The organism is Microbacterium azadirachtae (genome assembly GCF_000956505.1).
Classification (GTDB): Bacteria; Actinomycetota; Actinomycetes; order Actinomycetales; family Microbacteriaceae; genus Microbacterium; species Microbacterium azadirachtae_A.
The window spans coordinates 260,609-282,949 of the sequence record NZ_JYIX01000037.1 but is presented as its reverse complement, the minus strand read 5'-3'; the positions used below and the strand labels follow the sequence as shown (position 1 = coordinate 282,949).

Genomic DNA, 22,341 nt, shown 5'->3' with positions numbered 1-22,341 from the left:
ATCCCGCGGAATCCCGCGGTTCTCGCGCACTTCGAGAGCCGCAGAATGTCTGAGATCCGAGACGATGACTCGCACAACCGGTCCGGAGGACCCGCTGCGCACGTTCCGCCGGCTGCTCAGACCTCGAAGTCGACGGCCGAGCGCCCGCCCGAGACCGAGCGCACATAGCCCACGACCTCCTGATGCGCGGGATGCACCTGGTACGCATCCAGACCCGCGCCGTCGTCGAAGTCGGCGATCAGCGTCACATCCCAGTTGCCCTCGACCGCGAGCGTGTTGACGCCCGTGCTGAGCGCACGGATCGACGGCACGACGCCGAAGAGCCCCTCCAGCCGCGAGGCGATCCCCGTGGCGTGCTCCGCACGCTCGGCCGGATCGGTCGCCGCCATCTTCCAGGTCACCACATGCCGCAGCGTCATCGCGATTCTCCTTCTGGTGAGTCTTGTGCTGGTCAGTCTTGTGCTGGTGAGTCTTGTGCCTCTGCCGACTCCTGTGCCAGGGCGGCGGCTGCGGTCCCTGCTCCCGCGGTGGTGCTCGATCCGGCAGCCTTCTCGGCGAGGGCGTCGCGCAGCCGGTCGGGCGAGATCCGCCAGTGGCCGTGCAGTTCGCCGTCGATCAGGAGCACGGGGATCTTCTCCCAGTACTTCTCGTAGAGGGCGGGGTTATCGAGGATCGACAGCTCGGTGATCTCCATGTCCTCGGCGAGCGCATCCGGCAACTCGGCCACGACGGCGTCGACCACATCGGAGGCGACGTCGCACAGATGGCAGTCGGGCTTGCCGATCAGGGTCAGCGTGATCACGGCGCAGGCGTCTCGATCGCGCGTCCCTCCGCGATCCACTCCGCCGTGCCGCCTTCGACGTTCGTGGCGTCGTAGCCGCGCGCCTCGAGCGCCTCGACGACGCGCGCCGAGCGCCCGCCGAGCTGGCAGATCACGTCGAACGCCCCGTCCGGCAGTTCGTGCAGCAGGTCCCCGAGCTCGGACATCGGCAGGTTCACCGCTCCGGGCACGTGCCCCGAGGCGAACTCGCTCCTCTCGCGCACGTCGATGAGAGCCGTCTCGGTGCGCTCGGCCAGCTGGGCGACGGTGATCGTCTTCATGGATCCGATTCTTCCAGACGAGGGACGCCCGGGCGCGCCGAGCCGGATCCATCCTGCGAGCACGAAGCGCCGGGAATGCACGCAGGGCCTGGATTACGCGCAGCGCCGGGAAAGCACGAAGCGCCCCGACGATCCGAAGATCGGGGGCGCTCAGTGACTTGCGCGCTCGGCGCGGCCGCTTACTTCTTGTTGCGGCGCTGGTGGCGAGTCTTGCGAAGCAGCTTGCGGTGCTTCTTCTTCGCCATGCGCTTGCGGCGCTTCTTGATGACAGAACCCACGGAAACCTCACTAAGTCAGGGGCTGGGCGTCGCACGCGGACGACGCCCGGGATCGGGCACGGAAAATGCCTCAGAACAGTCTAGCGCACGGCGCCGCCGGCGCTGACGCGCATGCGAATCCGGCGCCCCAGCGCCACTCGCACCGCCCTCAGCCCACGTCGGCGATCGGCTTCTGCAGCGCGGCCGTGACCGCGGATTCCGGCACGCGATAGCTGCGGCCGAAACGGATCGCGGGCAGTTCCCCCGCGTGCACCAGCCGGTACACGGTCATCTTGGACACGCGCATGATCGCCGCCACTTCGGCGACGGTCAGGAACTTCACGTCCGGCAGCTGTTCGGGCATCCCCATCTACCCCCCTCTCCGTCGCGCGACCTGCGCGGCGGGTTGCGATAACTGTAGGGGCTGCTGGCGACGCGTGTAAACCCATGTGAACGCTGTGACAGGGGATGCTCAGACCGCGGCCGATCGCGCGATGCGCTCCGCCGCGTCCTTGCGCACCTGGCGCTCGTTCTTCTGCGCCGCCCGCAGCGCCTTCTCGGCCTCGCGCACGCTCTTCGCCGCCGCGCGCACCCGCTTGTCGGCGGCGAGCGCCGGATTCTCCGGGACGAACACGGGAGGAGTCCGCGGCGCGTCCGGACGCGCGCCGGCGAGACGCTCGATGTGGGTGGCGATCCCGTCCAGCACGCGTTCGATGCCGAACGCCATCGGATCCTTGTCGCCGTCGATCGCGCCCTCGTCGAGCGCGGCGCGCGCATGGGGATAGGCGTCGGCGTCGATCAGCGCGCGGAACAGGGCCGCTTCCTGCGCCCCGACCTCCTCGAGCGTCAGTCCGCTCGACCGTGCGGCCTCCGCGTAGCCGGCCGCGACCGTGCCATACCACCGGGACTGCCCCATGATCGCGAGCATCGCGCCCATCCGCTCGTCCTGGTCGAGCGGCGTCTCGACGAAGGCGGCGAGGTACGCGTCCATCCAGGCCGCGGTCCCCGGCGTGACCGGGGTGCCGCTGATCGGCAGGCTGAGCAGCCAGGGATGGCGGAGGTAGACGTCGAGGTGCGCGCGGTAGAGCCGCTCCGCTTCCTCCCGCCATCCGCGCACCGCCGCGCCGGACTCCGGAAGCGGCGGGAGCCCTGAGGCCTCCTCCTGCATGAGCAGCAGGAGATCGTCCTTCGCCGTGACGTAGCGGTAGAGCGACATCGGCGTGAAGCCCAGCGTCTTCGCCACGGCCGCCATCGACACGGCTCCGAGCCCCTCGCCGTCGGCGAGCGCGACGGCCGCCTCGACGATGCGCTCCACGCTCATCTCGCGCTTCGGACCGCGCTGGGGACTTGCGGCCATGCCCCAGGCCAGGGCGATGCCGCGCGGCAGGTCGGGCAGGTCGGCGGGGTCGGGCTCTTCGGTCATGACTCCAGGATAGGACTGTTTATTGCATAAACAGTGTGTTACCGTCATAAACAGTTTCATCCATACACAGATTCATCCATGGCAGAGATGCCTCCACGACAGAAGGGAACGACGATGACCACGGCCATCGAAGTCGCAGGACTCACCAAGCAGTACCGCGGCACCCCCGTCCTGCGCGGCGTCGACCTCGCGGCCGAGCAGGGCGAGATCGTCGCGCTGCTCGGATCCAACGGCGCCGGCAAGACCACGACGATCTCGATCCTCACGACGCTGACCCACGCCGACGCCGGCACCGCGATCGTCGCCGGATGCGACGTGCGCCGGGATCCCGAAGGGGTGCGGCAGCGGATCTCGCTCACCGGGCAGTCGGCCGCGGTCGACGACGCGCTCACCGGCGTGGAGAACCTGGTGATGCTCAGCCGGCTCTCCGGCCTCACCCCGCGCGCCGCCCGCCGCCGCGCGGACGACCTGCTGGCGCAGTTCGCTCTCGCCGATGCGGCGGGACGCAAGGTCAAGACCTACTCCGGCGGCATGCGCCGCCGTCTCGATCTCGCCCTGAGCTTCGTCGTCACACCGCAGGTGCTCTTCCTCGACGAGCCCACGACGGGCGTGGATCCTCGCAGCCGACTGGACCTCTGGGAGGTCATCCGGGGCCTCGCGGATGCGGGCACCACGGTTTTCCTCACCACCCAGTATCTGGAGGAGGCCGATCGGCTCGCGGACCGCATCGCCGTCCTGCACGAGGGCCGCATCGTCCGCACCGGGACCGCGGCCGCGCTCAAGGCGCAGTTCGGCAGCGACGTGCTCGTCGCCGAGGGCGCGGACGGATCCTCCCTCGCGGAGATCGCGACGGACGGATCGATCGACGGCATCCGCCGCGCGCTGGACGAGCTCGAGGCCGCGCATCCGGCGGCACGCGTCCAGCTGCGCCGGCCCACGCTCGACGACGTCTTCCTCACCCTCACCGCGACCGGCGACGCCGAGTCGACCACCGCGACCGGCGACGCCGATCGCACGACCCTCCGGGAGTTCGCATGAGCGCTCTGTCCCCCGCCGCCTCCGCCCTCGCGCCGGTCGCGTCGCCTCTGCCGGGGATCCGCCCGCGCCTGCGCGGATTCGCCGCCGAACGCGTGTTCGTCCGCCGCAGCCTCATCCTGTCCCTGCGCGACGGCGAGACCCTGTCGATGTCGATCATGCTGCCGGTCACGCTCATGCTGCTGTTCACCTTCGTGTTCGGCGGCGCGATCGAGAACGACGGCAGCTATGTCGACTACGTCGTGCCGGGGATCATCCTGCTCTGCGCCGGGTTCGGCGCCGCGTCGACCGCGACGTACGTCTCCCGCGATATGTCCACCGGGATCATCGACCGCATCCGCACGATGCCGCTGCGCCCCGGATCCGTGCTCACAGGGCACGTCGTCGCGAGCCTCGCGCGCAACCTCGTCTCGACCGCCGTCGTGTTCGGCGTCGCGCTGCTGCTCGGCTTCCGTCCGAGCGCGGGACCTGTGCAATGGCTCGCCGCATTCGGCATGATCGCCGTCTACATCCTCGTGATCACATACCTCTACGCCGCGATCGGCCTCGCCGCCGGCAGCCCGGAGGCGGCCGCGGGGTACGGGTTCATCCTCATGTTCGTGCCGTACCTGTCCAGCGCGTTCGTCCCCGTGCACACGATGCCGACCTGGCTGCAGTGGGTGGCGGAGAACCAGCCGATCACGCCGATCATCGAGACGATCCGCGGCCTGCTCATGGGTACGCCTCTGCAGGCCCAGCCCTTCTGGGCGCTGGGCTGGTGCGCGGTCATCCTCGCGATCTCGGTGCTGTGGGGCCGCTGGCTCTTCGGCAGGGCGCGGCGCTGAATCGGAGCCGGGTCCGGATCCGGCTCAGGCGGTTTCCGCGGCACGTGGCTGCGGGCGGCGGTCAGGCGCTGAGGCTCATCCCGCGGGGCTCAGGCGCTGTGGCTCATCCCGCGGGGCTCAGGCCCTGTGGCTCAGGCCCCGAGGCGCTTGAGCGCCGTCTGCACCACGTGCTTGGCGCTCGCGGCGGCGCGCCCCACGACCTCGGCCGCGTGCGCCGCGCCGTCGGGAAGCGGCGGAACCCCGACGAGTCCCGAGATGTCGGGGGCGGAGTCCCCGTAGGCGTCGGCCAGGAACGGGACGAGCCAGTCGTCGACCTGTTCCAGGGGCGCCGCCTCGATGCTGTAGAAGCGGCGCTGGCCGTCTTCGCGGACCGTGACGAGCTCCGCCTCGCGCAGCACCTTGAGGTGCTTCGAGACGGTGGGCTGGCTGATCCCGAGTTCGCTGACGATCTGCGTCACGCTCGTGCCGGCATCCCCTTCCTCGGACCGCTGGCGCAGGAGCTGAAGGATGTCCCGTCTCGTGCCGTCGGCGATCACGTCGAAGATGTCGGTCATGCCTTCACAGTAGCCGCGCCGCGGGCGGAGTACCATGACGAAGGCTTGGCGGACGGAGGATCGGAGGGGCTCGACCATGGCGCGCACCGCTGCCCCGCGATCCTTCTCGGAGGTGGTCCGAAGGACCGTCCGTCTCGGCAAGACCCTGACGACCTCCTCCCCCTCGCGATTCGCGATCGTGGTGTTCTCTGCGCTCATCCTGATCACGACGGCGCTGCTGTCGCTGCCGATCGCCAGCGCCGACCGTACGGTGACGCCGCTCGCCGATGCGCTGTTCACAGCCGTCTCCACGATCTGCGTCACGGGCCTGTCGACCGTCGACATGGCGACGCACTGGTCGGGCTTCGGGCTCGGCGTGGTCTTCGTCGGCGTCAACATCGGCGGCCTCGGCGTGCTGACCCTCGCGAGCGTGATGGGCCTCGCGATCTCGAAGCGCCTGGGCCTTCGCGCCAAGCTCATCGCCGCGGGCGACACCAACCCGATGCGTGCGCACGGCGGTCCCGTGAACGAGAGCCAGACCGTGCGCCTCGGCGAGGTCGGGTCCCTGCTGCGCACCGTCGCGATCTCTGCGTTCGCGATCGAGGCCGGCCTCATCGTCCTGCTCTACCCTGCGCTGCTGACGGCAGGGGTGGATCCGGTCACCGCCCTGTGGGAGGCGCCCTTCTACGCGGCGATGGCGTTCACGAACACCGGGTTCACCCCGAACCCCGGAGGGCTCGCGCCGTTCGCGCAGAACTACTACGTGCTCAGCGTGCTCATGCTCGGCGTGTTCCTGGGAAGCCTCGGCTTCCCCGTCATCTACACGCTCGCGCGGCAGCGCTGGCACGTGCGCCGCTGGTCGCTGCACGCCAAGCTCACGGTGCTCACCACGATCGTGCTGTTCGTGGTCGGCGCGGCCGTCTTCCTCCTGCTCGAGTTCGACAACCCGAAGACCTTCGGATCCATGGACGCCGGCGACACGACGTTCCAGGCGTTCTTCCTTTCGGCCATGACGCGCTCCGGCGGCTTCAGCGTCGTGAACATGGGCGATCTCAACGGATCCTCGATGCTCGCCGCCTCGATGCTCATGTTCGTGGGCGGCGGTTCCGCATCCACGGCGGGCGGCATCAAGGTGACCACGCTCGCCGTGCTCGCCCTGGCCGTGATCAGCGAGGCCAAGGGGCGCCCGTCCGTGCAGGCGTTCGGCCGCCGCATCCCCTCGGATGTGCAGCGCGTCGCGCTCAGCGTCGTCGCCTGGGGTGCGACCACCGTCGCGCTCTCCACGATCGCGATCAGCCAGCTCACGAAGTTCTCCGTCGACGAGGTGCTCTTCGACGTGGTCTCGGCGTTCGGCACCGTGGGGCTGTCGACCGGCGTCACCGAGAGGCTCCCCGACTCGGCGACCTACATCCTCGCCGCGACGATCTTCATGGGTCGCGTCGGCACGGTCACGCTCGCCGCGGCCGTGGCCGCGACCTCCCGCACCCAGCTGTACTCGCTGCCGGTTGAGCGGCCGATCGTCGGCTGACCGCCGGGGTGGCTGTCGGCTGGCAGGGGCGCCGCGGTGGCGGACAGGGTCGCCGTGGCGGCGGACAGGGACCCGGCGGTGGCGGACAGGGTCGCCTCGGCGGCGGACAGTAAAGTGGGCGGCATGGTTGAAGTGCTGCGCAACGACGCCCCGGTGCTCGTGATCGGGCTGGGCCGCTTCGGCGCCGCCTGCGCCGGCGAGCTGGACCGTCTCGACCGCGAGGTGCTCGCGATCGACACCAATCTCGAGCTGGTGCAGAAGTGGTCGGAGCGGGTCACGCACGCCGCGCAGGCCGATACCCGCAACATCGACGCGCTGCGTCAGATCGGCGCCCAGGACTTCCAGGTCGCCGTCGTCGCCGTGGGGTCCTCGATCGAGGCGTCGGTGCTCATCACCGCGAACCTGGTCGACCTCAAGGTGCCGCAGATCTGGGCGAAGGCGGTGTCCCAGTCGCACGGCAAGATCCTCGCCAGGGTGGGCGCGAACCACGTCGTCTACCCGGAGCGCGAGGCCGGGGAGCGGGTCGCGCACCTCGTGAGCGGCCGCATGCTCGACTTCATCCGCTTCGACGACGACTTCGTGCTGGCCAAGATGTACCCGCCGAAGTTCATCCGCGGCGTCGGCTTGAACCAGTCCGGCGTGCGCAGCAAGTACAACGTGACGGTGGTGGGCGTGAAGAGCCCCGGGAAGCCGTTCCGCTACGCCGAGGCGGACACCGTCGTCACCAACCACGACCTCATCATCGTGTCGGGCACCAACAGCGACATCGAGCGGTTCTCCTCGCTGGATCGCTGACCCCCGCGCTCCCTCAACTCCGCGAGACTCCATCTGGGCGACGAGACTGCACGTTTGAACCGCAGTCTCGTCGCGGAGTTGGAGTCTCGCGGTCAGAGATCGGCATGTCCATCGCGCGGGGGATGCCGGCCAGGGGCGGCGCGTGGTCGGATGGAGGCATGACCGACCCCACAGCGCCCTTCGCGGCCGCGCCGCCGGTGCTCTCCCTCCAGGGCCTTCGCAAGCAGTTCGGGCAGAAGGTCGCGGTCGACGACCTCTGGCTCGACGTCCCCGCCGGATCCATGCTCGGCCTGCTCGGCCCCAACGGTGCAGGCAAGACCACGACCCTCGCGATGACCACGGGCCTGCTGCGCCCCGACGCCGGCACCGCCCGGGTGCTCGGCGCGGACGTGTGGCAGGATCCGGCCGCGGCGAAGGGCCGCATGGGCGTGCTGCCGGACGGCGTGCGCATGCTCGACCGCCTCACCGGCGCCGAGCTGCTGCGATACACCGGGCTGCTGCGCGGCATGACCGAGGCCGAGGTGGTCGGCCGCTCCGGCGAGCTGCTCGAGGCGCTGGGACTCGCCGACGCCGGCAGCACGCTGGTCGTGGACTACTCCGCGGGCATGCGCAAGAAGATCGGCCTCGCGTGCGCGCTCATCCACGCGCCGCGCCTGCTCATCCTGGACGAGCCTCTCGAGGCCGTCGACCCCGTCTCGGGCGAGACGATCCGGCAGATCCTGCGGGCCTTCGTCGCCGGCGGCGGCACGGTCGTGCTGTCCAGCCATGTGATGGAGCTCGTCGAGTCCCTGTGCGATCGTGTCGCGATCGTCGCCGAGGGGCGCCTTCTCGCAAACGGCACTCTCGACGAGGTGCGCGCGGGCGAGACCCTGCAGCAGCGCTTCCTGTCCCTGGTCGGCGCGCACGAGCTCGGATCGGAGACGCTCGCATGGTTGCGCTCCTCGTAAGCCTGCGCTGGCGCCAGCTCGGGCACCAGCTCGGACGCAACCCGTGGATGATCGTGTCGCTGATCATCTCTGGGATGATCGCCCTCGGACTGCTGACCGCCCTGGCCGCTGGCCTCGTGGCGCTGCGGATCGCCGCGCCCGACGCGGCCGTGCGCACGCTGGTGCTGGTCGGCGCCGGCATCGTGCTGGTGTGGTGGATCGGCTCGATCGTGGTGAGCGTCGACGACTCGCTCGCCCCTGAGCGCTTCGCCCTGCTGCCGGTCACGGCGCGAGCGATGCTGCCGGGGCTCGTGGTCGCCGGCGCCACCACGATCGGCGGCATCGGCACGACCGTGGCACTGCTGCTCATGCTCGTGGGGTGGTCGGTCAGCCCGCTCGCACTCGTGGCCGCCCTGATCCTGATCCCGCTCGCGCTCGCGACGTGCGTGCTCGGCGCCCGCGTGGTCAGCGGCCTGCTCGCCGGATGGCTGGCCGGTCGGCGCACGCGCGATCTGGTGATCACGCTCGGCGTGCTGCTCGTCGCCTGCTCCGGCCTGCTGATCAACGTGCTCGTGCGCGCGTTCGCGCGGCTCTCGGATCCCACGGCGGTCCTGCCTGCGATCGCCGATGCCGCCGGATGGACGCCGCTCGGCGCCGTGTTCGGCGTCCCCGCCGCGCTCGCCCAGGGCGATCTGCTCGCAGCCGGCCTCCGGCTGCTGATCGCCCTCGCGACCGCCGCGGCCCTGTGGTTCGCCGCGCGCGGGCTGCTCGCCGCACGCCTGGTCGCGCCGATCCAGAGCCGCGGCGGCGGACGCGTACGCTCGGGCGGGCTGCTCGATCGGATCCTTCCCGCCACCGCGATCGGGGCGATCGCGGCCCGCACCCTGCGCTACGCCACGCGCGACCCGCGCCAGGTGATCAACACCGTGATGATGCTGCTGCTGCCTGCCCTGCTGATCGGGGTCGCTCTGATGAACGGGCGCGGCGAGGGCTCGTTGGCGCTCGGCCCCGGCACGATCCTCATCCCGTCGATCAACGCGCTGCTGATCGGCACCATCCTGCAGCTCGGCATCGCCTACGACAACGACGCGATCGCGCTGCACATCCACACCGGCGTGCCAGGTCGGGCGGATCGCGCCGGCCGTCTGCTCGGGTTCGGGATCATCGCCGTGCCCGTGACGCTCGTGCTGTGCGTCGCGGCGAGCGTCATCGCAGGACGGATCGACCTCCTCCCGGCCAGCCTCGGCGCGGCCCTGGGGCTGGGGGCGGCGGCAGCCGGGATCGGCGTCTGGGTGGGTGCGTTCCTGCCCGGCCGCGCGCCCGCTCCCGAGGCGAATCCGTTCGGACGCGGATCCTCGGGCGGGGTGCAGTCGATGGTCGCGATGATGATCATCACGCCGCTCAGCCTCGTGATCGGAGGGCCCGCGTTCGGCCTCGCGATCGCCGCGATCTGGACGCCGTGGCTCGGCTGGCTGAGCCTCGCGCTCGGCGTGGTCTGCGGCGGACTCGCCGCGTGGGGCGGCGCGGTGCTCGGCGGTCGGATCCTGGAGCGGCGCTGGCCCGAGGTGCTCACCGAGGTCGCCAGCGAGGCGTGAGGCGGCGGGCCGGCGCTCCCCGACTCGAGGAGCGCCGGCCCGCGACTCAGGCTCCGGCGGCTCAGGCTCCGGCGGCTCAGGCTCCGGCGGCGAGTTCGCGCGCCCGGGCCAGCGCGGCGTCGGTCGCCCGGGAGAACAGGCCGTCCAGGTCCGCATCCTGCAGCACCGCGATCGCACGCTCGGTCGTGCCCTTGGGGCTCGTCACGCGGCGGCGCAGCTCGGCCGGGTCCTCCCCCGACGCCTCCAGCAGCGCGGTCGCGCCGATGAAGGTCTGCTCGGCCATGAGACGCGCCTCGGGCTCGGCGAAGCCCTTGCCGATCGCGGCCTTGGTGAACTCCTCGATGAGCAGGAAGACGTACGCGGGACCGGATCCGGAGATCGTCGAGAGCGGGTCGATCTGCTCCTCCGCGACCTCGATCACGGATCCGACCGTCTCGAAGAGCCGGCGCACGAGCGCGCGCTCCTCGTCGGTGACGTCCGCGGCCGCAGCGAGCCCGGTCACCGCGCGGCCCACGGTCGCGGGGGTGTTCGGCATGGACCGGAGCACGCTCGTGCCCGCGGGCAGGTGCGCGGCGAAGGTGGCCAGGGTGACGCCGGCCGCGATGCTCACCACGATCGCGTCCTCACGCAGATGCGGGGCGATCTCGTCGAGCAGATCCGGCACCATGGCGGGCTTCACGCCGACGACGACGATGCGCGCGCCGGCCGCCACGTCGTTGCCGTCGGGCTGCTGCTCGAGCGCGATCGATCGCACGCCGGGCAGTCCCTCGAGCTCGGAGGCGCGCGCGGACGTGCGGTTGGTGGCGGTGATGCCGCCATCGACCGGGATCGCGCTGGCGACGAGGCCGCGCAGGATCGCGCCTCCCATCGAACCGGCACCGAGGAACGCGACAGAGGGGAGTGCATCGACCATGCGGCCATCCTACGAGCCGAGGCTCGCGGTGCGCCCGGATCCCCTGCTCGAACTCCGCGGGCGATCGGCGCCGCCATGCGCGGATCGGCTCAGTCATGGGCGGCACCGCCCGACATAGACTCGTGGCATGAGTGCATCCGGTGGCGGCAAGGCGATCCTGGCGGCGTTCCTCGCGAACCTGGGCATCGCGGTCGCGAAGCTCGTGGCCTGGCTGCTCTCCGGATCCGCCTCGATGCTCGCCGAGGCGATCCACTCGGTCGCCGACTCCGGCAACCAGCTGCTGCTCATGCTCGGCGGCCGCAAGGCGCAGCGCAGAGCCGATCGCGAGCATCCCTTCGGCTACGGCCGCGAGCGTTTCGTGTACGCGTTCGTCGTGTCGATCATCCTGTTCTCAGTCGGCGGCCTTTTCGCGATCTACGAGGGCGTGCAGAAGCTCATCGAGCCGCACGAGATCGACCGGACCTGGTGGTGGCTGCCGCTCGCGGTGCTGGTGGTCTCGATCGCGCTCGAGTCGTTCTCGCTGCGGACCGCGATCAAGGAGAGCAACCACGTCCGCCCGAAGGGGCAGTCGTGGGTGTCGTTCATCCGTCGCGCCAAGGCGCCGGAGCTGCCCGTCGTGCTGCTGGAGGACACCGGGGCGCTGGCGGGTCTCGTCTTCGCGCTCCTCGGCGTCGGCCTCACCCTCCTCACCCACAACCCGGTCTTCGACGCGCTCGGCACGCTCATGATCGGCCTGCTGCTCGTGCTCATCGCGGTGGTGCTGGGCATCGAGACCAAGAGCCTGCTGGTCGGCGAGGGCGCGAACGAGGCCGACTACGACCGGATCGTCGACGCGATCCTGGCGGGCGACGAGGTCGAGAAGCTCATCCACATCAAGACCCTGTACCTCGGCCCCGACGAGCTGCTCGTCGCCGCGAAGATCGCGCTCACCTCGGACAAGACCGTGCGCGCGGCGGCGGACGACATCGACGCGATCGAGATCCGCATCCGCGAGGCCGTGCCGGCGGCGCGGGTGATCTATCTCGAGCCCGACATCTACCGTCCGGCTCTGGATCCCACCCCGCCCACCGACACGTTCGTGCTGCGTTCGGCCGACTGACCGGCGCGGAACCGTCGTGGTCGATCCGCTCGCCGAGGCGCTCGCCGACCCCACCCTGTCCGCGGACGCGCGGCAGAAGCTGCAGAACGTCCAGGACGTGCTGCACGCCGACTCGCAGGCGCGCCTGATCTCGCTGTTCTTCGAGGGCGAAGAGCCGCGCGCCGCGGTGGCGTTCGGCGACTTCGATGCGGCCGAGCTGATCGTGGTCGTGCTGCACGGGATCGACACGGATCTCGCCGCCTTCCGAGGCTGGGCGGGCATCGCCCAGCGGCTGTGCGCCGACACGATCCGCGCCAGCGCGCTGCGCGGCGGATCCGTCCGCATCGCGACCGTGGCCTGGTTCGGCTACGACTCGGGAACCCACCTGTCTGCGCTCGCCACCAAGCACGCGACCGTGGGGGCGGCACGGCTCGCGGGAGATCTGGTGCGCATGCGGCACCGGCATCCCCGTGCGCGCATCGCCGTGCTCGCCTACTCTTACTCGTCGACGCTGTTCGGTGAGCTCGTGCTCATGGACGGCGCGGGCCCGGTCTCGATGGCGTTCTCGATCGCCTCGGCGGGGATGACGCACATGGCCGCCGACGCCGTGGCGGAGGCGATCTCGAAGCGCGAGTTCTCGTTCTACGCCACGGAGGCTTCGAGCGACGCGACCGCTCCCCTGGGACGGCTGGGCGCGCATCCGGTCGACCCCCGCGACATCGAGGGGACGATCGTGTACGGGTCCGATGGCGGGCCCATCCCGGGCTCGGGCGGTCAGCAGGGCGAGGCCACCGACGGCCACGCGTCGCAGACCGAGGTCGACGAGCGCGGCGGACGGCACCCCGGGTACTTCGATCCGCAGGCGCAGGCGTACCTTGTCGCGCTGCAGCGCCTGGCCCGGCTCGCGTCGCGGCGTCCGAAGGCTTGACGGGCGGGACGGGGCCGGGTCGGGCGGGACGGAGCCGGTCGGGACTCGCGGGGCTCTCGGGGCTCTCGGGGCTCTCGGGGCGAGCGTTCGCCGGTTTGGGGCGCGATCCGCCGGTTTGGGGCGCGCCAGGACACCCGAACGTGGCGGGACGCGCCCCAAAACCTGGAGCTGCGCCCCAAACTCAGCCGTCCCGGACCGAGACCGGATCCCGGATCCTGTCTCGGGTCAGCGTCGCTCGGCGAAGAACGCGCGCAGTTGCTCCACGGCCTCGTCCTCGCGAACGCCGCCGACGACCTCGGCGCGGTAGGGCAGCCGACGGTCGCGCAGCACATCGTAGAGGGATCCGGCGGCACCGGCCTTGTCGTCCCAGGCGCCGAACACGACGCGCGCCACACGGGACTGCAGGATCGCCCCCGCGCACATCACGCACGGCTCCATCGTGACCACGAGGGTGCAGCCGGTGAGGTTCCAGGATCCCTGCGCCACAGCGGCCGCGCGGAGCGCGACGATCTCGGCATGGCCGGTGGGATCCGCCGTCTCCTCGCGGTTGTTGCGTCCCTCGGCGAGGATCCGGCCCTCCGCGTCGAGCACGACGGCGCCGACGGGGATCTCGTCCGCCTGGGCGGCCTCGGCGGCCAGCGCCAGCGCGCGATCCATCGCCGTGTCGTCCGTGACGATTCGTGGTGCGTTCACCGGTCCTCCCGACGGTCGAGCCTAGCCGGAGGGCCGCTGCAGGTCTCCCCCGATCCCGGCCGGATCCCGCCGCTCCCCCGCGTCGCGTGAGTAGCATGCGGATCAGGGGTGTCATGGGCGCTCAGGCGGATGCGGAGGCAGGCGCGGCGGGCCGCCCGTCGCGCGCGCTGAGCTGGCCCGTCCTGTGCTGGGTCGCGGTGCTGGTGCTGATCGGGATCGTCCAGGTCGTGCGCGCGCAGTGGCTCGACACGGTCGTGTTCTTCGGCGCGGCCCTGCTCGTCGTCGCAGCCCGGTGGACGCCTCCCCTCACCGCGCGCCCCGTGCCGCTGCGGGTGATCATGGTGGGCGCGGCGCTCGCTGGACTCGTCGTGGGCGTGCTCCCCCGCCATGGCGGCGGCATGGTGTCGGCCGTGGCCGCGATCGGGATCGCCGCCCTCGCGCTGGCGTGGCCCGGCTCTCCCGAAGGACCACGACCGTGGACGCCCGGCCTGCGGCGGCTGGCCTGGATATGGAGCGGGATCCTGGTCGCCGGCTGCCTCTGGGAGCTCGCGCAGTTCATCCTCAGCCGGATCCACCCCGATGCGCCCTCCTACGCGCTCAGCGACCTGCTCGACCCGCTGCTCGACGGCGTGCCCGGCAGGATCCTGTTCACCGCGGCCTGGCTGGCCGGCGGCCTCTTCCTGCTACGGAGAGGACCCCGGCGATGACTCTCCTCAGCATCGCCTACTTCGCCCTGTGCGCCGCTCTGCTCGCGCTGGGCACGTGGCGGATCCGGCGCGCGGATCCGGACGCGACCGTGACCGCGCTGTTCGACCGGCTGCTCGATGATCGCGCCGTGCGCATCGCGGTGGTCGTCGTCTGGTGGTGGCTGGGCTGGCACTTCCTCGCCGGCACGACGCTGTGACGGGCACGCTGTCACGGGCACGACGCTGTCACGGGAATCCGCGCATCGCACGGCGCTCAGGGCGAAGTACCCTGTACCTATGCGTGTGCACGTCGCCGACCACCCCCTCATCACCCACAAGCTGTCGGTGCTGCGCGATGTGCGCACCCCGTCGCCTGTGTTCCGCCAGCTCACCGAGGAGCTCGTGACGCTGCTCGCCTACGAGGCGACCCGCAATGTGCGGGTGAGCCCGGTCGAGATCACCACCCCGGTCACCACGACCATGGGCGTCAAGATCTCCGAGCCGCGGCCGATCGTCGTCCCGATCCTGCGTGCCGGTCTCGGCATGCTCGAGGGCCTCGTCAAGCTGCTGCCGACGGCCGAGGTCGGCTTCCTCGGCATGGTCCGCGACGAGGAGACCTTCGAGCCGACGACCTACGCCGAGCGCCTCCCGGACGATCTCAGCGGACGTCAGTGCTTCGCGATCGACCCGATGCTCGCGACCGGCGGATCCCTCGCGGCCGCGATCCAGTTCCTCTTCGACCGCGGTGCGGACGATGTGACCGCGATCTGCCTGCTCGGCACGCCCGAGGGCGTCGAGGCGATCGAGAGGCTCGTGGGCGACCGCAACGTCACCCTCGTCCTGGGCGCACTCGACGAGCGCCTGAACGAGAAGGGCTACATCGTGCCCGGCCTCGGCGACGCAGGAGACCGCCTGTACGGCACGGTCTGAGGCGAGCCCGGTCGCCGCGGGCCCCGCGACGCCGCGCTCACCGGTTCGGGATCCACCCCACCGGCTCCGCCTCGACCGGATCCATGTCATCCGGATCCGCACGGTCCTGATCCGCGTTCGCGCCAGCCGGCCCCGCGGAGTACTGCCCCGCATCGTCGCGGTCGGCGCCGACGAGGTGCGCGAACGCGCTGAGCCGGGCGACGCCCTCGGGCGTCCACGGGAGATCGTCGAGCAGGGCCGGCGAGTGCACCAGGTAGGCGGCGACCTTGGCCCGCGAGATGGCCACGTTGAGCCGGTTCTGCAGCAGCAGGAACTCGGGTCCGCGCGGGGCGTCCCGCCCGCTCGAGGCGGCGAGCGACGTGATCGAGACCACGGCCTCCCTGCCCTGGAAGTTGTCGACCGTGCCCACCGCGACCTCGTCGAGACCGGCCTCGGCGAGCACATCGAGGATCAGCTGCTTCTGCGCGTTGTAGGGCGCGACGACGATGACGTCCGCCTGCTCGAGGACCCGCGGGGGCGCGCCCTCCATGCCGTCGGAGTACTCCCGGCCGATCAGCGCGCGGACGATCCGGATGACCTCCGCAGCCTCCTCTGGCGACTGCGTGGCGTTGCCACGATGCCGGATCGGCCGCACGTGCAGCCCGGGCTCGACGCCGTCGATCACGCGCCGCTCCGTGCCGGGCGCGGAGGCGAGCGCACCGGCGTACGCGAGCTGCGAGACCGGGGCCGCGACCTCGGGGTGCATCCGCCAGGAGCGGGCGAGGAAGGCCCCGTGCGCGGGATCGATCACGGCCTTCTCGTGCATGACCCAGCCGAGCGCCGAGGTGTCGACGGGTTCGGGGTGCGTGCCCTGGCTGACCTGCGGCAGCTGCTGCGGGTCGCCGAGGAGCAGCAGGCGCTGCGCGGAGACGGCGACCGCGATCGTGGAGGCGAGCGAGAACTGACCCGCTTCGTCGATCACGAGCAGGTCGAGCTCGCCGCGCTGCACGCGCCGGGTGCTGGAGAAGTCCCAGGCGGTGCCGCCGACCACGCAGCCGCGACCCGCAGAGGCCTGCTCTGCGAGGTACCCGGCCATCCCGTCCTTGCGGATCACGGTGAAGACGGGTTCCTGCCCGTGCGGATCCTTCGGCGCCTTCGCCACCTGCTCGCCAGGCACTCCGGCCGCGACCACCCGGTCGAGCAGGTTCTCCACGATCGCGTGCGACTGCGCGACCACGCCGATGCGGTATCCGTGGTCGTTCACGAGCCGGGCGATGACGTGCGAGGCCGTGTAGGTCTTGCCGGTGCCGGGAGGGCCCTGCACGGCGAGGTAGCTGCGGTCGAGGTCGAGCACGCCCCGCACGATCGCATCGGCGGCGTCTGCGCTGCCGCCGGGGTGCCCGTCGGGTCCCGTCTCCACGACCGGCAGCGGCCCGCCCGAGAGCGTGTGCGGCACGATCCGGCGCAGCACATCGGTCGCCGGATCCTGCGGGAACTCCGGTGACGCCGACAGCACGGATCCGGCCCATTCCTCGATCGCGCCCTGCAGGGAGTTCACCCGGGGCGGTGAGGCCGGGGTGAGCGCGAGCGGCAGCTCGTCCCAGGTCTGCCCGCCGATCGAGCGCTCCCGGATCCGGTACCCGTCGTCGAGCACCTCGACGATCTCGACCTCGTGCGGCACGTGGATCACGCGGGTGGGGAACTCTCCGAAGAACGGCGCGGGGGCCTCGTACAGCGCGAAGGGACTGCCGCCGACGTTCAGGGTGCTTCCCGGCGCGACCTCGCCGTGCAGGTCGACGAGGCGCGTGACCGCGCGGGCGCCCTCCTCCTGCCCCCAGTCCTGCGCGACCGCAGAGCGGTCGGGGTCGACCCGCAGTACGTCGCGCGTGGACTCCCACAGCGTCACGGGTTCGCGCAGGCGCTGGAAGTGCGAGATCCAGAAGCTCTTCGCCTCGCGCGGGAAGTAGTCGATCGCAGCGGCAGCGACCCGGTACGTCTGGCCGTCTCCGCCCTCCGCCTGCACGCGCTGCCCCTCGGCCTGGAGCGCGAGCGAGAGCGGCGCCGGTTCGTAGGCGCGGGTCTCCGGCTCGTCCGGCGGCGCCGGCAGCACACCGGCCTCGCGCGCGAGACCCACGAGCCAGTTGCGCAGGCGGCGCGTCGAGACGCAGTCGTAGCGGTTGTAGTCGGCGAGATCGGCGAGGATCCCATCGGCCTCGGCCGTGCGCCCCGAGGCGGCGAGTCCTCGCGCCTGCACGTACTGGACGATCGAGTCGTCGCCCTTCTGCACATCGCTCGTGCGCACTTCCGCGCCCATGTAGAGCGGCTCGAGCTTCTTGATCGAGTACGACCGGGATCCGATCCGCACCGTCCGCAGCACCAGCGGGTACAGGTCGACGAACACGCCCTCCCGGAGCAGCCGGTCGACCTCGGCCTCACCCACGCCGTAGCGCTCCGCCATGTTCTGCAGGTGCGAGGTCTCGTACGGCGCGTAGTGGTAGATGTGCATGTCGGGGTGCGCCGCGCGCCGCGCGGCGACGAAGTCGAGGAAGTCGAGCAGCGCCTGCCTCTCCGCCGCGAAGTCGTGCGCCCACAGCGCCGAGTACTGCTCCGCATCGTCGACCCAGCCGAACAGGTAGTCGAGGCCCCACAGCTTGTTCTCCTGGGGTTCGCCCTCGCACTGCTCGGTGTAGAGCGGATCCCCCTCGAAATCGAAGAACAGGTCGCCGCGGCTGGGGCGCGGCATCATGCCGATGGCCGCGGCGGAGACGACCTCGAACGGCGGCACCGGATGCGCGTCGGCGGCGCCTTGCGCGTCGGCGGCGATGGCCGCGGACTCGGCCTCCGCGGCCATCGCGGCGAGCTGCAGCCGGGCCTGCGCGCGCAGCGCCTCGAAGGTCTCGGTGCTCATGCCCTCTGGGGCATCGGCCGTGGCCGCGAGGTCGTCGATCGTCCGGATGCCCGCGACGCGGAGGCGCGCCCGCTGCACCGGACGCATACGCGCGACGAGCAGCAGGTCTCGGTGCGCCACGACCTCGAGCTCGCATGTGGCGCAGCGCCCGCACGCGACGATCTGCAGGTCGCCGCGGTCATCGCCCCAGGCGAGCGGGGCACCGACCGCGCCCTCGTCGATGCGTCGGTCGGCGATGAGGGCGCGCAGGCGGGCCCTCCGCACGTGGAACAGCGGCAGCAGATCGCTCACCGCATGCGTCGAGATGCTGCGGTCGCCGAGGATCAGATCCACCTCGTCGGAGCGCGGAATGCCCAGCCGATCGAGCTGGTCGACATATGCCGCCAGCTGCATGAGCGCCGTGACCCTGGCCGTGCGGGCGAGCTTGGAGTCCTGCACGCGCCACCGGCCGTCCGGGTCGCGGCTCAGGAAGTCGGCGAACCCGACGAACTCGGGCGTCGAGAACGCGGCCTGGTAGACCACCGTCGCCTCGGACCGCAGCGCGCGCAGCGTGTCGGCGACGACGCCCGCGAGCGCCTCGGCATCGGTCGACGACACCTTGGGCAGTTCGATCACGCCCGGCCCTCCGTCGACGGATCGCCCGTGCTCGGCGATGTAGTCGTCGAGCACCACGAGCTCGTGCGCATCGCCCATCGCCGCGGCGCGGGCGAGCGTGGCATCCTCCGGATCCTCGACCGGTTCGACCCGCCCGAGCTTCGCGTCGACCGCGCGTGCCCAGGCGAATTCGCATTCCGCCGCGAGCTTCAGATCCGTAGCGCTCCAGATCACGCGCTTCCGGTCGGATCCGGAGGGGGTGATCACGCGCACGACGGCTCCTGTCTTCGGGTGGCGACCGATCAGGCCGTCGCTTCGACCCTAGACGGGACCGCCGACATCACCGGGTCAGGACCCCCCGCCTCAGCGCCACCAGGTGTCGTCGGGCGTGACCGGCTGGCGGCGCTTGTGCGAGGTGGCGAGGTAGCGCGCTTCGATGCGCTCGGCCGCACTCGCCTCGACCTGGCGCCCCTCCAGGAAGTCGTCGATCTGCTCGTAGGTGAGCCCGAGTTCGTCCTCGTCGGCGCGCCCCGGCGTGCCGTCGAGGAGGTCGGCCGTCGGCACCTTGTAGGCGAGGCGGTCCGATGCGCCGAGCTCGAGCAGCAGCGCGCGCCCCTGCCGCTTGGTGAGCCCCGCGAGCGGCGTGAGGTCGGCCGCCCCGTCGCCGAACTTCGTGAAGAACCCGGTCACCGCCTCGGCGGCGTGATCGGTGCCGATCACGAGCATGCCGCGCTGACCGGCGATCGCGTACTGCGTGACCATCCGCAGACGCGCCTTGATGTTGCCGCGGTGGAAGTCGGCGACGTCCTCCAGGCCCGCGGCCTCGAGGTCGTTCTCGAGGCCGTCGACCCCGTGCTCGATGTTGACCTCGACGCCCTCGTCCGCGGCGATGAACGCCATCGCCGCGGTCGCGTCGTCGGCGTCGTGCTGCACCCGGTAGGGCAGGCGCACGGCGATGAACGTCGCCTCGCCGCCCTCGGCGCGCACCTTCTCGACGGCGAGCTGCGCGAGGCGCCCGGCGAGCGTCGAGTCCTGCCCGCCCGAGATCCCCAGCACGTAGCCCTTGGCACCCGTGCGCCGGAGGTAGTCGACGACGAAGCCGACCCGGCGGTCGATCTCGGCGGCGGGGTCGATGTCGGGACGCACTCCGAGATCGGCGGCGATGTCCTGCTGCAGGGTCATGCTTCTCCTTCGGTCGTGGAACCAGTATGCGTCGATTCCGGTTGCTGAGCCTGTCGAAGCACCGGCGCGTGAACGCAGGCGACGCTCGGACCGCGCCTGCGAGGATGGAGGCATGAGACTCCTCGTCGCCGCCCTCGCGTCCGAACTGCAGGCCTTCCCCGAGTCGCTGGAGGGTTTCGACCGGCTCGTGACCGGCCCCGGCAAGCTCAAGGCCGCCTACGGCCTCACCCGCGCGCTCGACGCGGCCGCGTACGAGGAGATCGTCGTCGTCGGCACGGCCGGCGGAGTGGATCCGGAGCTCCCGGGTGGCGTCTACGAGATCACCGCCGCGATCCAGCACGACGTGCAGGATCTGGACGGCGTGATCGGCCAGCACGTCTCGCTGCCGCCGCGCGTCGCGACCGGCCGCGACGGCCTCGTGATCGCGACGGGCGACAGCTTCGTCGACGATGTCGCGGTGGTCGAGCGGATCCGCGGCCTCGGCGGGGTCCTCGTCGACATGGAGACCTACGCCTACGTGTGGGTCGCCGACCAGTTCGACGTGCCGATCCGCGTGCTGCGCGCGATCTCCGACACGGCCCAGGACGGCGCCACCACGGTGTGGGACGAGACCGTCGCCGCCTGCAGCATCCAGCTCCGCGACCGCATCGGCGACGAGTACGGGGTCTGAACGCGCGCACTCCGGGCGAGTGACCCGTGGACATTTCAGTTAACGCTCGCTAATCTGAATCACGAGTCCCATCCTCGCCCGATGGCCCTACCCGATGGAGGGTTCCGTGCCGCAGTCATCCGCGCCGAGCGCGCCAGCGCCGACCTACCGGGAGCTCGTCGACGAGCTGCGCGTGCGCCGCGCAGAGGCTGCTCTCGGGGGACCGGAGAAGTCCCGCATCCGCCACACCGAGCGCGGCAAGCTCCTCGCCAGGGACAGGGTCGACCACCTGCTCGACGTCGGCAGCCCGTTCCTCGAGGTCGCGCCCCTCGCGGGCTACGGCCTGTACGGCGGCGACGCCCCTTCGGGCGGCGTGGTCGCGGGGATCGGACTCGTCCACGGCCGGCATGTCATGGTCGTCGCGAACGACGCCACGGTCAAGGGCGGCACCTACTACCCGATCACGGTCAAGAAGCACCTGCGCGCGCAGGAGATCGCGGCCGAGAACCGGCTGCCCTGCATCTACCTCGTGGACTCCGGCGGCGCGTTCCTGCCGATGCAGGACGAGGTGTTCCCCGATCGCGACCACTTCGGCCGCATCTTCTACAACCAGGCCAGGATGTCCCGCGACGGCATCCCGCAGATCGCGGCGGTCATGGGCTCGAGCACCGCGGGCGGCGCCTACGTCCCTGCGATGAGCGACGAGACGGTGATCGTACGCAACCAGGGCACGATCTTCCTCGGCGGCCCTCCGCTCGTGAAGGCGGCGACTGGCGAGGTCGTGAGCGCGGAGGACCTCGGCGGCGGAGAGGTGCACACCCGGGTCTCCGGCGTCGCCGACCACCTCGCAGAGAACGACGAGCACGCGCTGCAGATCGTCCGGGACATCGTGGCGACGCTGCCGCCCTCCCCCGGCCTCGCGGATCCGGTCGCCGCGGTCGTGGAACCACCCGTCGTCGATCTGCTCGACGCGGTCCCGGTCGAGCTGACGGTGCCGTACGACGCGCGCGGGATCATCCGCGGCATCGTCGACGACGGCGCGTTCACGGAGTTCAAGCCCGAGTACGGCACCACGCTGGTGACCGCGTTCGCGCACATCCACGGACACCGCGTCGGGATCATCGCGAACAACGGGGTGCTGTTCGGGGAGTCGGCGCTCAAGGGAGCGCACTTCATCCAGCTCTGCGAGCAGCGCCGCACGCCGCTGCTGTTCCTGCAGAACATCACCGGCTTCATGGTCGGTCGCGAGTACGAGGCGAGCGGCATCGCGAAGCACGGCGCGAAGATGGTGAACGCCGTCGCGACCGCGTCGGTCCCGAAGCTCACGGTCGTCGTGGGCGGATCCTTCGGCGCCGGCACCTACTCGATGTGCGGGAGGGCGTACTCGCCGCGGTTCCTCTGGCTCTGGCCAGGGGCCCGCGTGTCGGTCATGGGCGGACCGCAGGCCGCGTCGGTGCTGTCGACCGTGCGTCGCGATCAGATCGAGGCGGCGGGCGGATCCTGGTCGACCGAGGAGGAGGCCGAGTTCCAGGCCCCGATCCGGGCCGCCTACGACGAGCAGGGCAGCCCCTACTACTCCACGGCCCGGTTGTGGGACGACGGGATCATCGAGCCGGGCCAGACCCGCGATGTGCTGGGCCTCGCGCTCGACGTCGTCATGCGGGCCCCTTCGACCGACCAGCCGGCCGCCGGTGCAGCATCCGGCGGGCAATTCGGCGTCTTCCGGATGTGAGTGAGATGCGTCATACAGAGCCGGTTGACATGCGCCGCACTGAGCAGGGCCC

Annotated in this window: 24 protein-coding genes; 13 read left to right on the top strand and 11 right to left on the bottom strand. The window is 71.2% G+C overall.

Annotated elements, in window-relative coordinates:
- Positions 1-116: 116 nt before the first annotated feature.
- The 6 genes from RS86_RS14175 to RS86_RS14155 all read right to left on the bottom strand — a co-directional run bounded on the left by RS86_RS14175 (position 117) and on the right by RS86_RS14155 (position 2,781).
- Positions 117-419, bottom strand: coding sequence for a Dabb family protein (locus tag RS86_RS14175; RefSeq protein WP_045272863.1), 303 nt, complete (start codon positions 417-419; stop codon positions 117-119).
- 32 nt (positions 420-451) lie between these two features.
- Positions 452-802: a glutaredoxin family protein gene (locus RS86_RS14170; RefSeq protein WP_082076794.1), complete on the bottom strand. Its 351-nt coding sequence runs from the start codon at positions 800-802 to the stop codon at positions 452-454.
- A complete protein-coding gene (locus RS86_RS14165; protein WP_045272862.1) occupies positions 799-1,101 on the bottom strand; it encodes a rhodanese-like domain-containing protein in 303 nt (100 codons plus the stop codon). Before RS86_RS14165 ends, RS86_RS14170 begins: the two co-directional genes overlap by 4 nt.
- A gap of 179 nt (positions 1,102-1,280) precedes the next feature.
- The gene (locus RS86_RS20180) at positions 1,281-1,379 is read right to left on the bottom strand and encodes a 30S ribosomal protein bS22 (RefSeq protein ID WP_003792170.1); all 99 of its coding nucleotides are present in this window, start codon (positions 1,377-1,379) and stop codon (positions 1,281-1,283) included.
- Positions 1,380-1,527: 148 nt separating this feature from the next.
- Positions 1,528-1,722: a helix-turn-helix domain-containing protein gene (locus RS86_RS14160; RefSeq protein ID WP_045272966.1), complete on the bottom strand. Its 195-nt coding sequence runs from the start codon at positions 1,720-1,722 to the stop codon at positions 1,528-1,530.
- Positions 1,723-1,830: 108 nt separating this feature from the next.
- The gene (locus tag RS86_RS14155) at positions 1,831-2,781 is read right to left on the bottom strand and encodes a TetR/AcrR family transcriptional regulator (RefSeq protein WP_045272861.1); all 951 of its coding nucleotides are present in this window, start codon (positions 2,779-2,781) and stop codon (positions 1,831-1,833) included.
- 114 nt (positions 2,782-2,895) lie between these two features.
- Between RS86_RS14155 and RS86_RS14150 the strand changes: the two genes are divergently transcribed.
- Both RS86_RS14150 and RS86_RS14145 read left to right on the top strand, forming a co-directional pair.
- The gene (locus tag RS86_RS14150) at positions 2,896-3,819 is read left to right on the top strand and encodes an ATP-binding cassette domain-containing protein (RefSeq protein ID WP_045272860.1); all 924 of its coding nucleotides are present in this window, start codon (positions 2,896-2,898) and stop codon (positions 3,817-3,819) included.
- Positions 3,816-4,640 carry an ABC transporter permease gene (locus RS86_RS14145; protein WP_082076793.1) on the top strand — a complete coding sequence of 275 codons (825 nt, stop codon included), beginning with the start codon at positions 3,816-3,818 and terminating at the stop codon, positions 4,638-4,640. The genes RS86_RS14150 and RS86_RS14145 overlap by 4 nt, the downstream gene beginning before the upstream one ends.
- Before the next feature lie 131 nt (positions 4,641-4,771).
- On the opposite strand, the gene RS86_RS14140 is transcribed toward RS86_RS14145, so the two are convergent.
- Positions 4,772-5,194 carry an ArsR/SmtB family transcription factor gene (locus tag RS86_RS14140; RefSeq protein ID WP_045272964.1) on the bottom strand — a complete coding sequence of 141 codons (423 nt, stop codon included), beginning with the start codon at positions 5,192-5,194 and terminating at the stop codon, positions 4,772-4,774.
- Between the two features lie 76 nt (positions 5,195-5,270).
- Between RS86_RS14140 and RS86_RS14135 the strand changes: the two genes are divergently transcribed.
- The 4 genes from RS86_RS14135 (at position 5,271) to RS86_RS14120 (ending at position 10,017) form a co-directional block, all read left to right on the top strand.
- Positions 5,271-6,701: a TrkH family potassium uptake protein gene (locus RS86_RS14135; protein WP_082076792.1), complete on the top strand. Its 1,431-nt coding sequence runs from the start codon at positions 5,271-5,273 to the stop codon at positions 6,699-6,701.
- A 123-nt stretch (positions 6,702-6,824) separates the two neighbouring features.
- The gene (locus RS86_RS14130; RefSeq protein ID WP_045272962.1) at positions 6,825-7,496 is read left to right on the top strand and encodes a potassium channel family protein; all 672 of its coding nucleotides are present in this window, start codon (positions 6,825-6,827) and stop codon (positions 7,494-7,496) included.
- A 158-nt stretch (positions 7,497-7,654) separates the two neighbouring features.
- Complete coding sequence (locus RS86_RS14125; RefSeq protein WP_045272859.1) at positions 7,655-8,443, top strand: ABC transporter ATP-binding protein; 789 nt, start codon at positions 7,655-7,657, stop codon at positions 8,441-8,443.
- Positions 8,425-10,017, top strand: a complete 1,593-nt coding sequence (locus tag RS86_RS14120; protein WP_045272858.1) for a hypothetical protein — start codon at positions 8,425-8,427, stop codon at positions 10,015-10,017. Before RS86_RS14125 ends, RS86_RS14120 begins: the two co-directional genes overlap by 19 nt.
- Before the next feature lie 76 nt (positions 10,018-10,093).
- On the opposite strand, the gene proC is transcribed toward RS86_RS14120, so the two are convergent.
- Positions 10,094-10,930 (bottom strand): pyrroline-5-carboxylate reductase, encoded by an 837-nt coding sequence (gene proC / locus RS86_RS14115; RefSeq protein ID WP_045272857.1) that lies wholly within the window; start codon positions 10,928-10,930, stop codon positions 10,094-10,096.
- 127 nt (positions 10,931-11,057) lie between these two features.
- On the opposite strand from proC, the gene RS86_RS14110 reads away from it, so the two are divergent.
- Together RS86_RS14110 and RS86_RS14105 are read left to right on the top strand one after the other, a co-directional pair.
- Positions 11,058-12,029, top strand: coding sequence for a cation diffusion facilitator family transporter (locus RS86_RS14110; RefSeq protein WP_045272856.1), 972 nt, complete (start codon positions 11,058-11,060; stop codon positions 12,027-12,029).
- Between the two features lie 16 nt (positions 12,030-12,045).
- Positions 12,046-12,936, top strand: a complete 891-nt coding sequence (locus RS86_RS14105; RefSeq protein WP_045272855.1) for an alpha/beta hydrolase — start codon at positions 12,046-12,048, stop codon at positions 12,934-12,936.
- A 225-nt stretch (positions 12,937-13,161) separates the two neighbouring features.
- Here the strand turns inward: RS86_RS14105 and RS86_RS14100 are convergent, their stop codons facing one another.
- The gene (locus RS86_RS14100) at positions 13,162-13,629 is read right to left on the bottom strand and encodes a nucleoside deaminase (protein WP_327037103.1); all 468 of its coding nucleotides are present in this window, start codon (positions 13,627-13,629) and stop codon (positions 13,162-13,164) included.
- 95 nt (positions 13,630-13,724) lie between these two features.
- Between RS86_RS14100 and RS86_RS19940 the strand changes: the two genes are divergently transcribed.
- From RS86_RS19940 to upp, 3 genes are all read left to right on the top strand, one after another.
- Positions 13,725-14,336, top strand: coding sequence for a hypothetical protein (locus RS86_RS19940; RefSeq protein WP_152642184.1), 612 nt, complete (start codon positions 13,725-13,727; stop codon positions 14,334-14,336).
- Positions 14,333-14,533 (top strand): DUF6186 family protein, encoded by a 201-nt coding sequence (locus RS86_RS14090; protein ID WP_045272854.1) that lies wholly within the window; start codon positions 14,333-14,335, stop codon positions 14,531-14,533. The genes RS86_RS19940 and RS86_RS14090 overlap by 4 nt, the downstream gene beginning before the upstream one ends.
- A 79-nt stretch (positions 14,534-14,612) precedes the next feature.
- On the top strand, positions 14,613-15,245 hold the full coding sequence (gene upp, locus RS86_RS14085; protein ID WP_045272853.1) for a uracil phosphoribosyltransferase: 633 nt from the start codon (positions 14,613-14,615) through the stop codon (positions 15,243-15,245).
- A gap of 37 nt (positions 15,246-15,282) precedes the next feature.
- On the opposite strand, the gene RS86_RS14080 is transcribed toward upp, so the two are convergent.
- The gene (locus tag RS86_RS14080) at positions 15,283-18,999 is read right to left on the bottom strand and encodes a TM0106 family RecB-like putative nuclease (protein ID WP_082076790.1); all 3,717 of its coding nucleotides are present in this window, start codon (positions 18,997-18,999) and stop codon (positions 15,283-15,285) included.
- Positions 19,000-19,089: 90 nt separating this feature from the next.
- Positions 19,090-19,908, bottom strand: coding sequence for an ammonia-dependent NAD(+) synthetase (gene nadE / locus RS86_RS14075; protein WP_045272852.1), 819 nt, complete (start codon positions 19,906-19,908; stop codon positions 19,090-19,092).
- A gap of 112 nt (positions 19,909-20,020) precedes the next feature.
- On the opposite strand from nadE, the gene RS86_RS14070 reads away from it, so the two are divergent.
- Together RS86_RS14070 and RS86_RS14065 are read left to right on the top strand one after the other, a co-directional pair.
- The gene (locus RS86_RS14070; protein WP_045272851.1) at positions 20,021-20,578 is read left to right on the top strand and encodes a nucleoside phosphorylase; all 558 of its coding nucleotides are present in this window, start codon (positions 20,021-20,023) and stop codon (positions 20,576-20,578) included.
- 106 nt (positions 20,579-20,684) lie between these two features.
- Positions 20,685-22,289, top strand: coding sequence for a carboxyl transferase domain-containing protein (locus RS86_RS14065; protein ID WP_235281783.1), 1,605 nt, complete (start codon positions 20,685-20,687; stop codon positions 22,287-22,289).
- Positions 22,290-22,341 lie beyond the last annotated feature (52 nt).

Bases quoted from the DNA above. Each gene is read 5' to 3' on its own strand.
- RS86_RS14175 (WP_045272863.1), bottom strand. From the start codon at position 419: ATGACGCTGCGGCATGTGGTGACCTGGAAGATGGCGGCGACCGATCCG.
- RS86_RS14165 (WP_045272862.1), bottom strand. From the start codon at position 1,101: ATGAAGACGATCACCGTCGCCCAGCTGGCCGAGCGCACCGAGACGGCT.
- RS86_RS14160 (WP_045272966.1), bottom strand. From the start codon at position 1,722: ATGCCCGAACAGCTGCCGGACGTGAAGTTCCTGACCGTCGCCGAAGTG.
- RS86_RS14155 (WP_045272861.1), bottom strand. From the start codon at position 2,781: ATGACCGAAGAGCCCGACCCCGCCGACCTGCCCGACCTGCCGCGCGGC.
- RS86_RS14150 (WP_045272860.1), top strand. From the start codon at position 2,896: ATGACCACGGCCATCGAAGTCGCAGGACTCACCAAGCAGTACCGCGGC.
- RS86_RS14145 (WP_082076793.1), top strand. From the start codon at position 3,816: ATGAGCGCTCTGTCCCCCGCCGCCTCCGCCCTCGCGCCGGTCGCGTCG.
- RS86_RS14140 (WP_045272964.1), bottom strand. From the start codon at position 5,194: ATGACCGACATCTTCGACGTGATCGCCGACGGCACGAGACGGGACATC.
- RS86_RS14135 (WP_082076792.1), top strand. From the start codon at position 5,271: ATGGCGCGCACCGCTGCCCCGCGATCCTTCTCGGAGGTGGTCCGAAGG.
- RS86_RS14130 (WP_045272962.1), top strand. From the start codon at position 6,825: ATGGTTGAAGTGCTGCGCAACGACGCCCCGGTGCTCGTGATCGGGCTG.
- RS86_RS14125 (WP_045272859.1), top strand. From the start codon at position 7,655: ATGACCGACCCCACAGCGCCCTTCGCGGCCGCGCCGCCGGTGCTCTCC.
- RS86_RS14120 (WP_045272858.1), top strand. From the start codon at position 8,425: ATGGTTGCGCTCCTCGTAAGCCTGCGCTGGCGCCAGCTCGGGCACCAG.
- proC (WP_045272857.1), bottom strand. From the start codon at position 10,930: ATGGTCGATGCACTCCCCTCTGTCGCGTTCCTCGGTGCCGGTTCGATG.
- RS86_RS14110 (WP_045272856.1), top strand. From the start codon at position 11,058: ATGAGTGCATCCGGTGGCGGCAAGGCGATCCTGGCGGCGTTCCTCGCG.
- RS86_RS19940 (WP_152642184.1), top strand. From the start codon at position 13,725: ATGCGGATCAGGGGTGTCATGGGCGCTCAGGCGGATGCGGAGGCAGGC.
- RS86_RS14090 (WP_045272854.1), top strand. From the start codon at position 14,333: ATGACTCTCCTCAGCATCGCCTACTTCGCCCTGTGCGCCGCTCTGCTC.
- upp (WP_045272853.1), top strand. From the start codon at position 14,613: ATGCGTGTGCACGTCGCCGACCACCCCCTCATCACCCACAAGCTGTCG.
- nadE (WP_045272852.1), bottom strand. From the start codon at position 19,908: ATGACCCTGCAGCAGGACATCGCCGCCGATCTCGGAGTGCGTCCCGAC.
- RS86_RS14070 (WP_045272851.1), top strand. From the start codon at position 20,021: ATGAGACTCCTCGTCGCCGCCCTCGCGTCCGAACTGCAGGCCTTCCCC.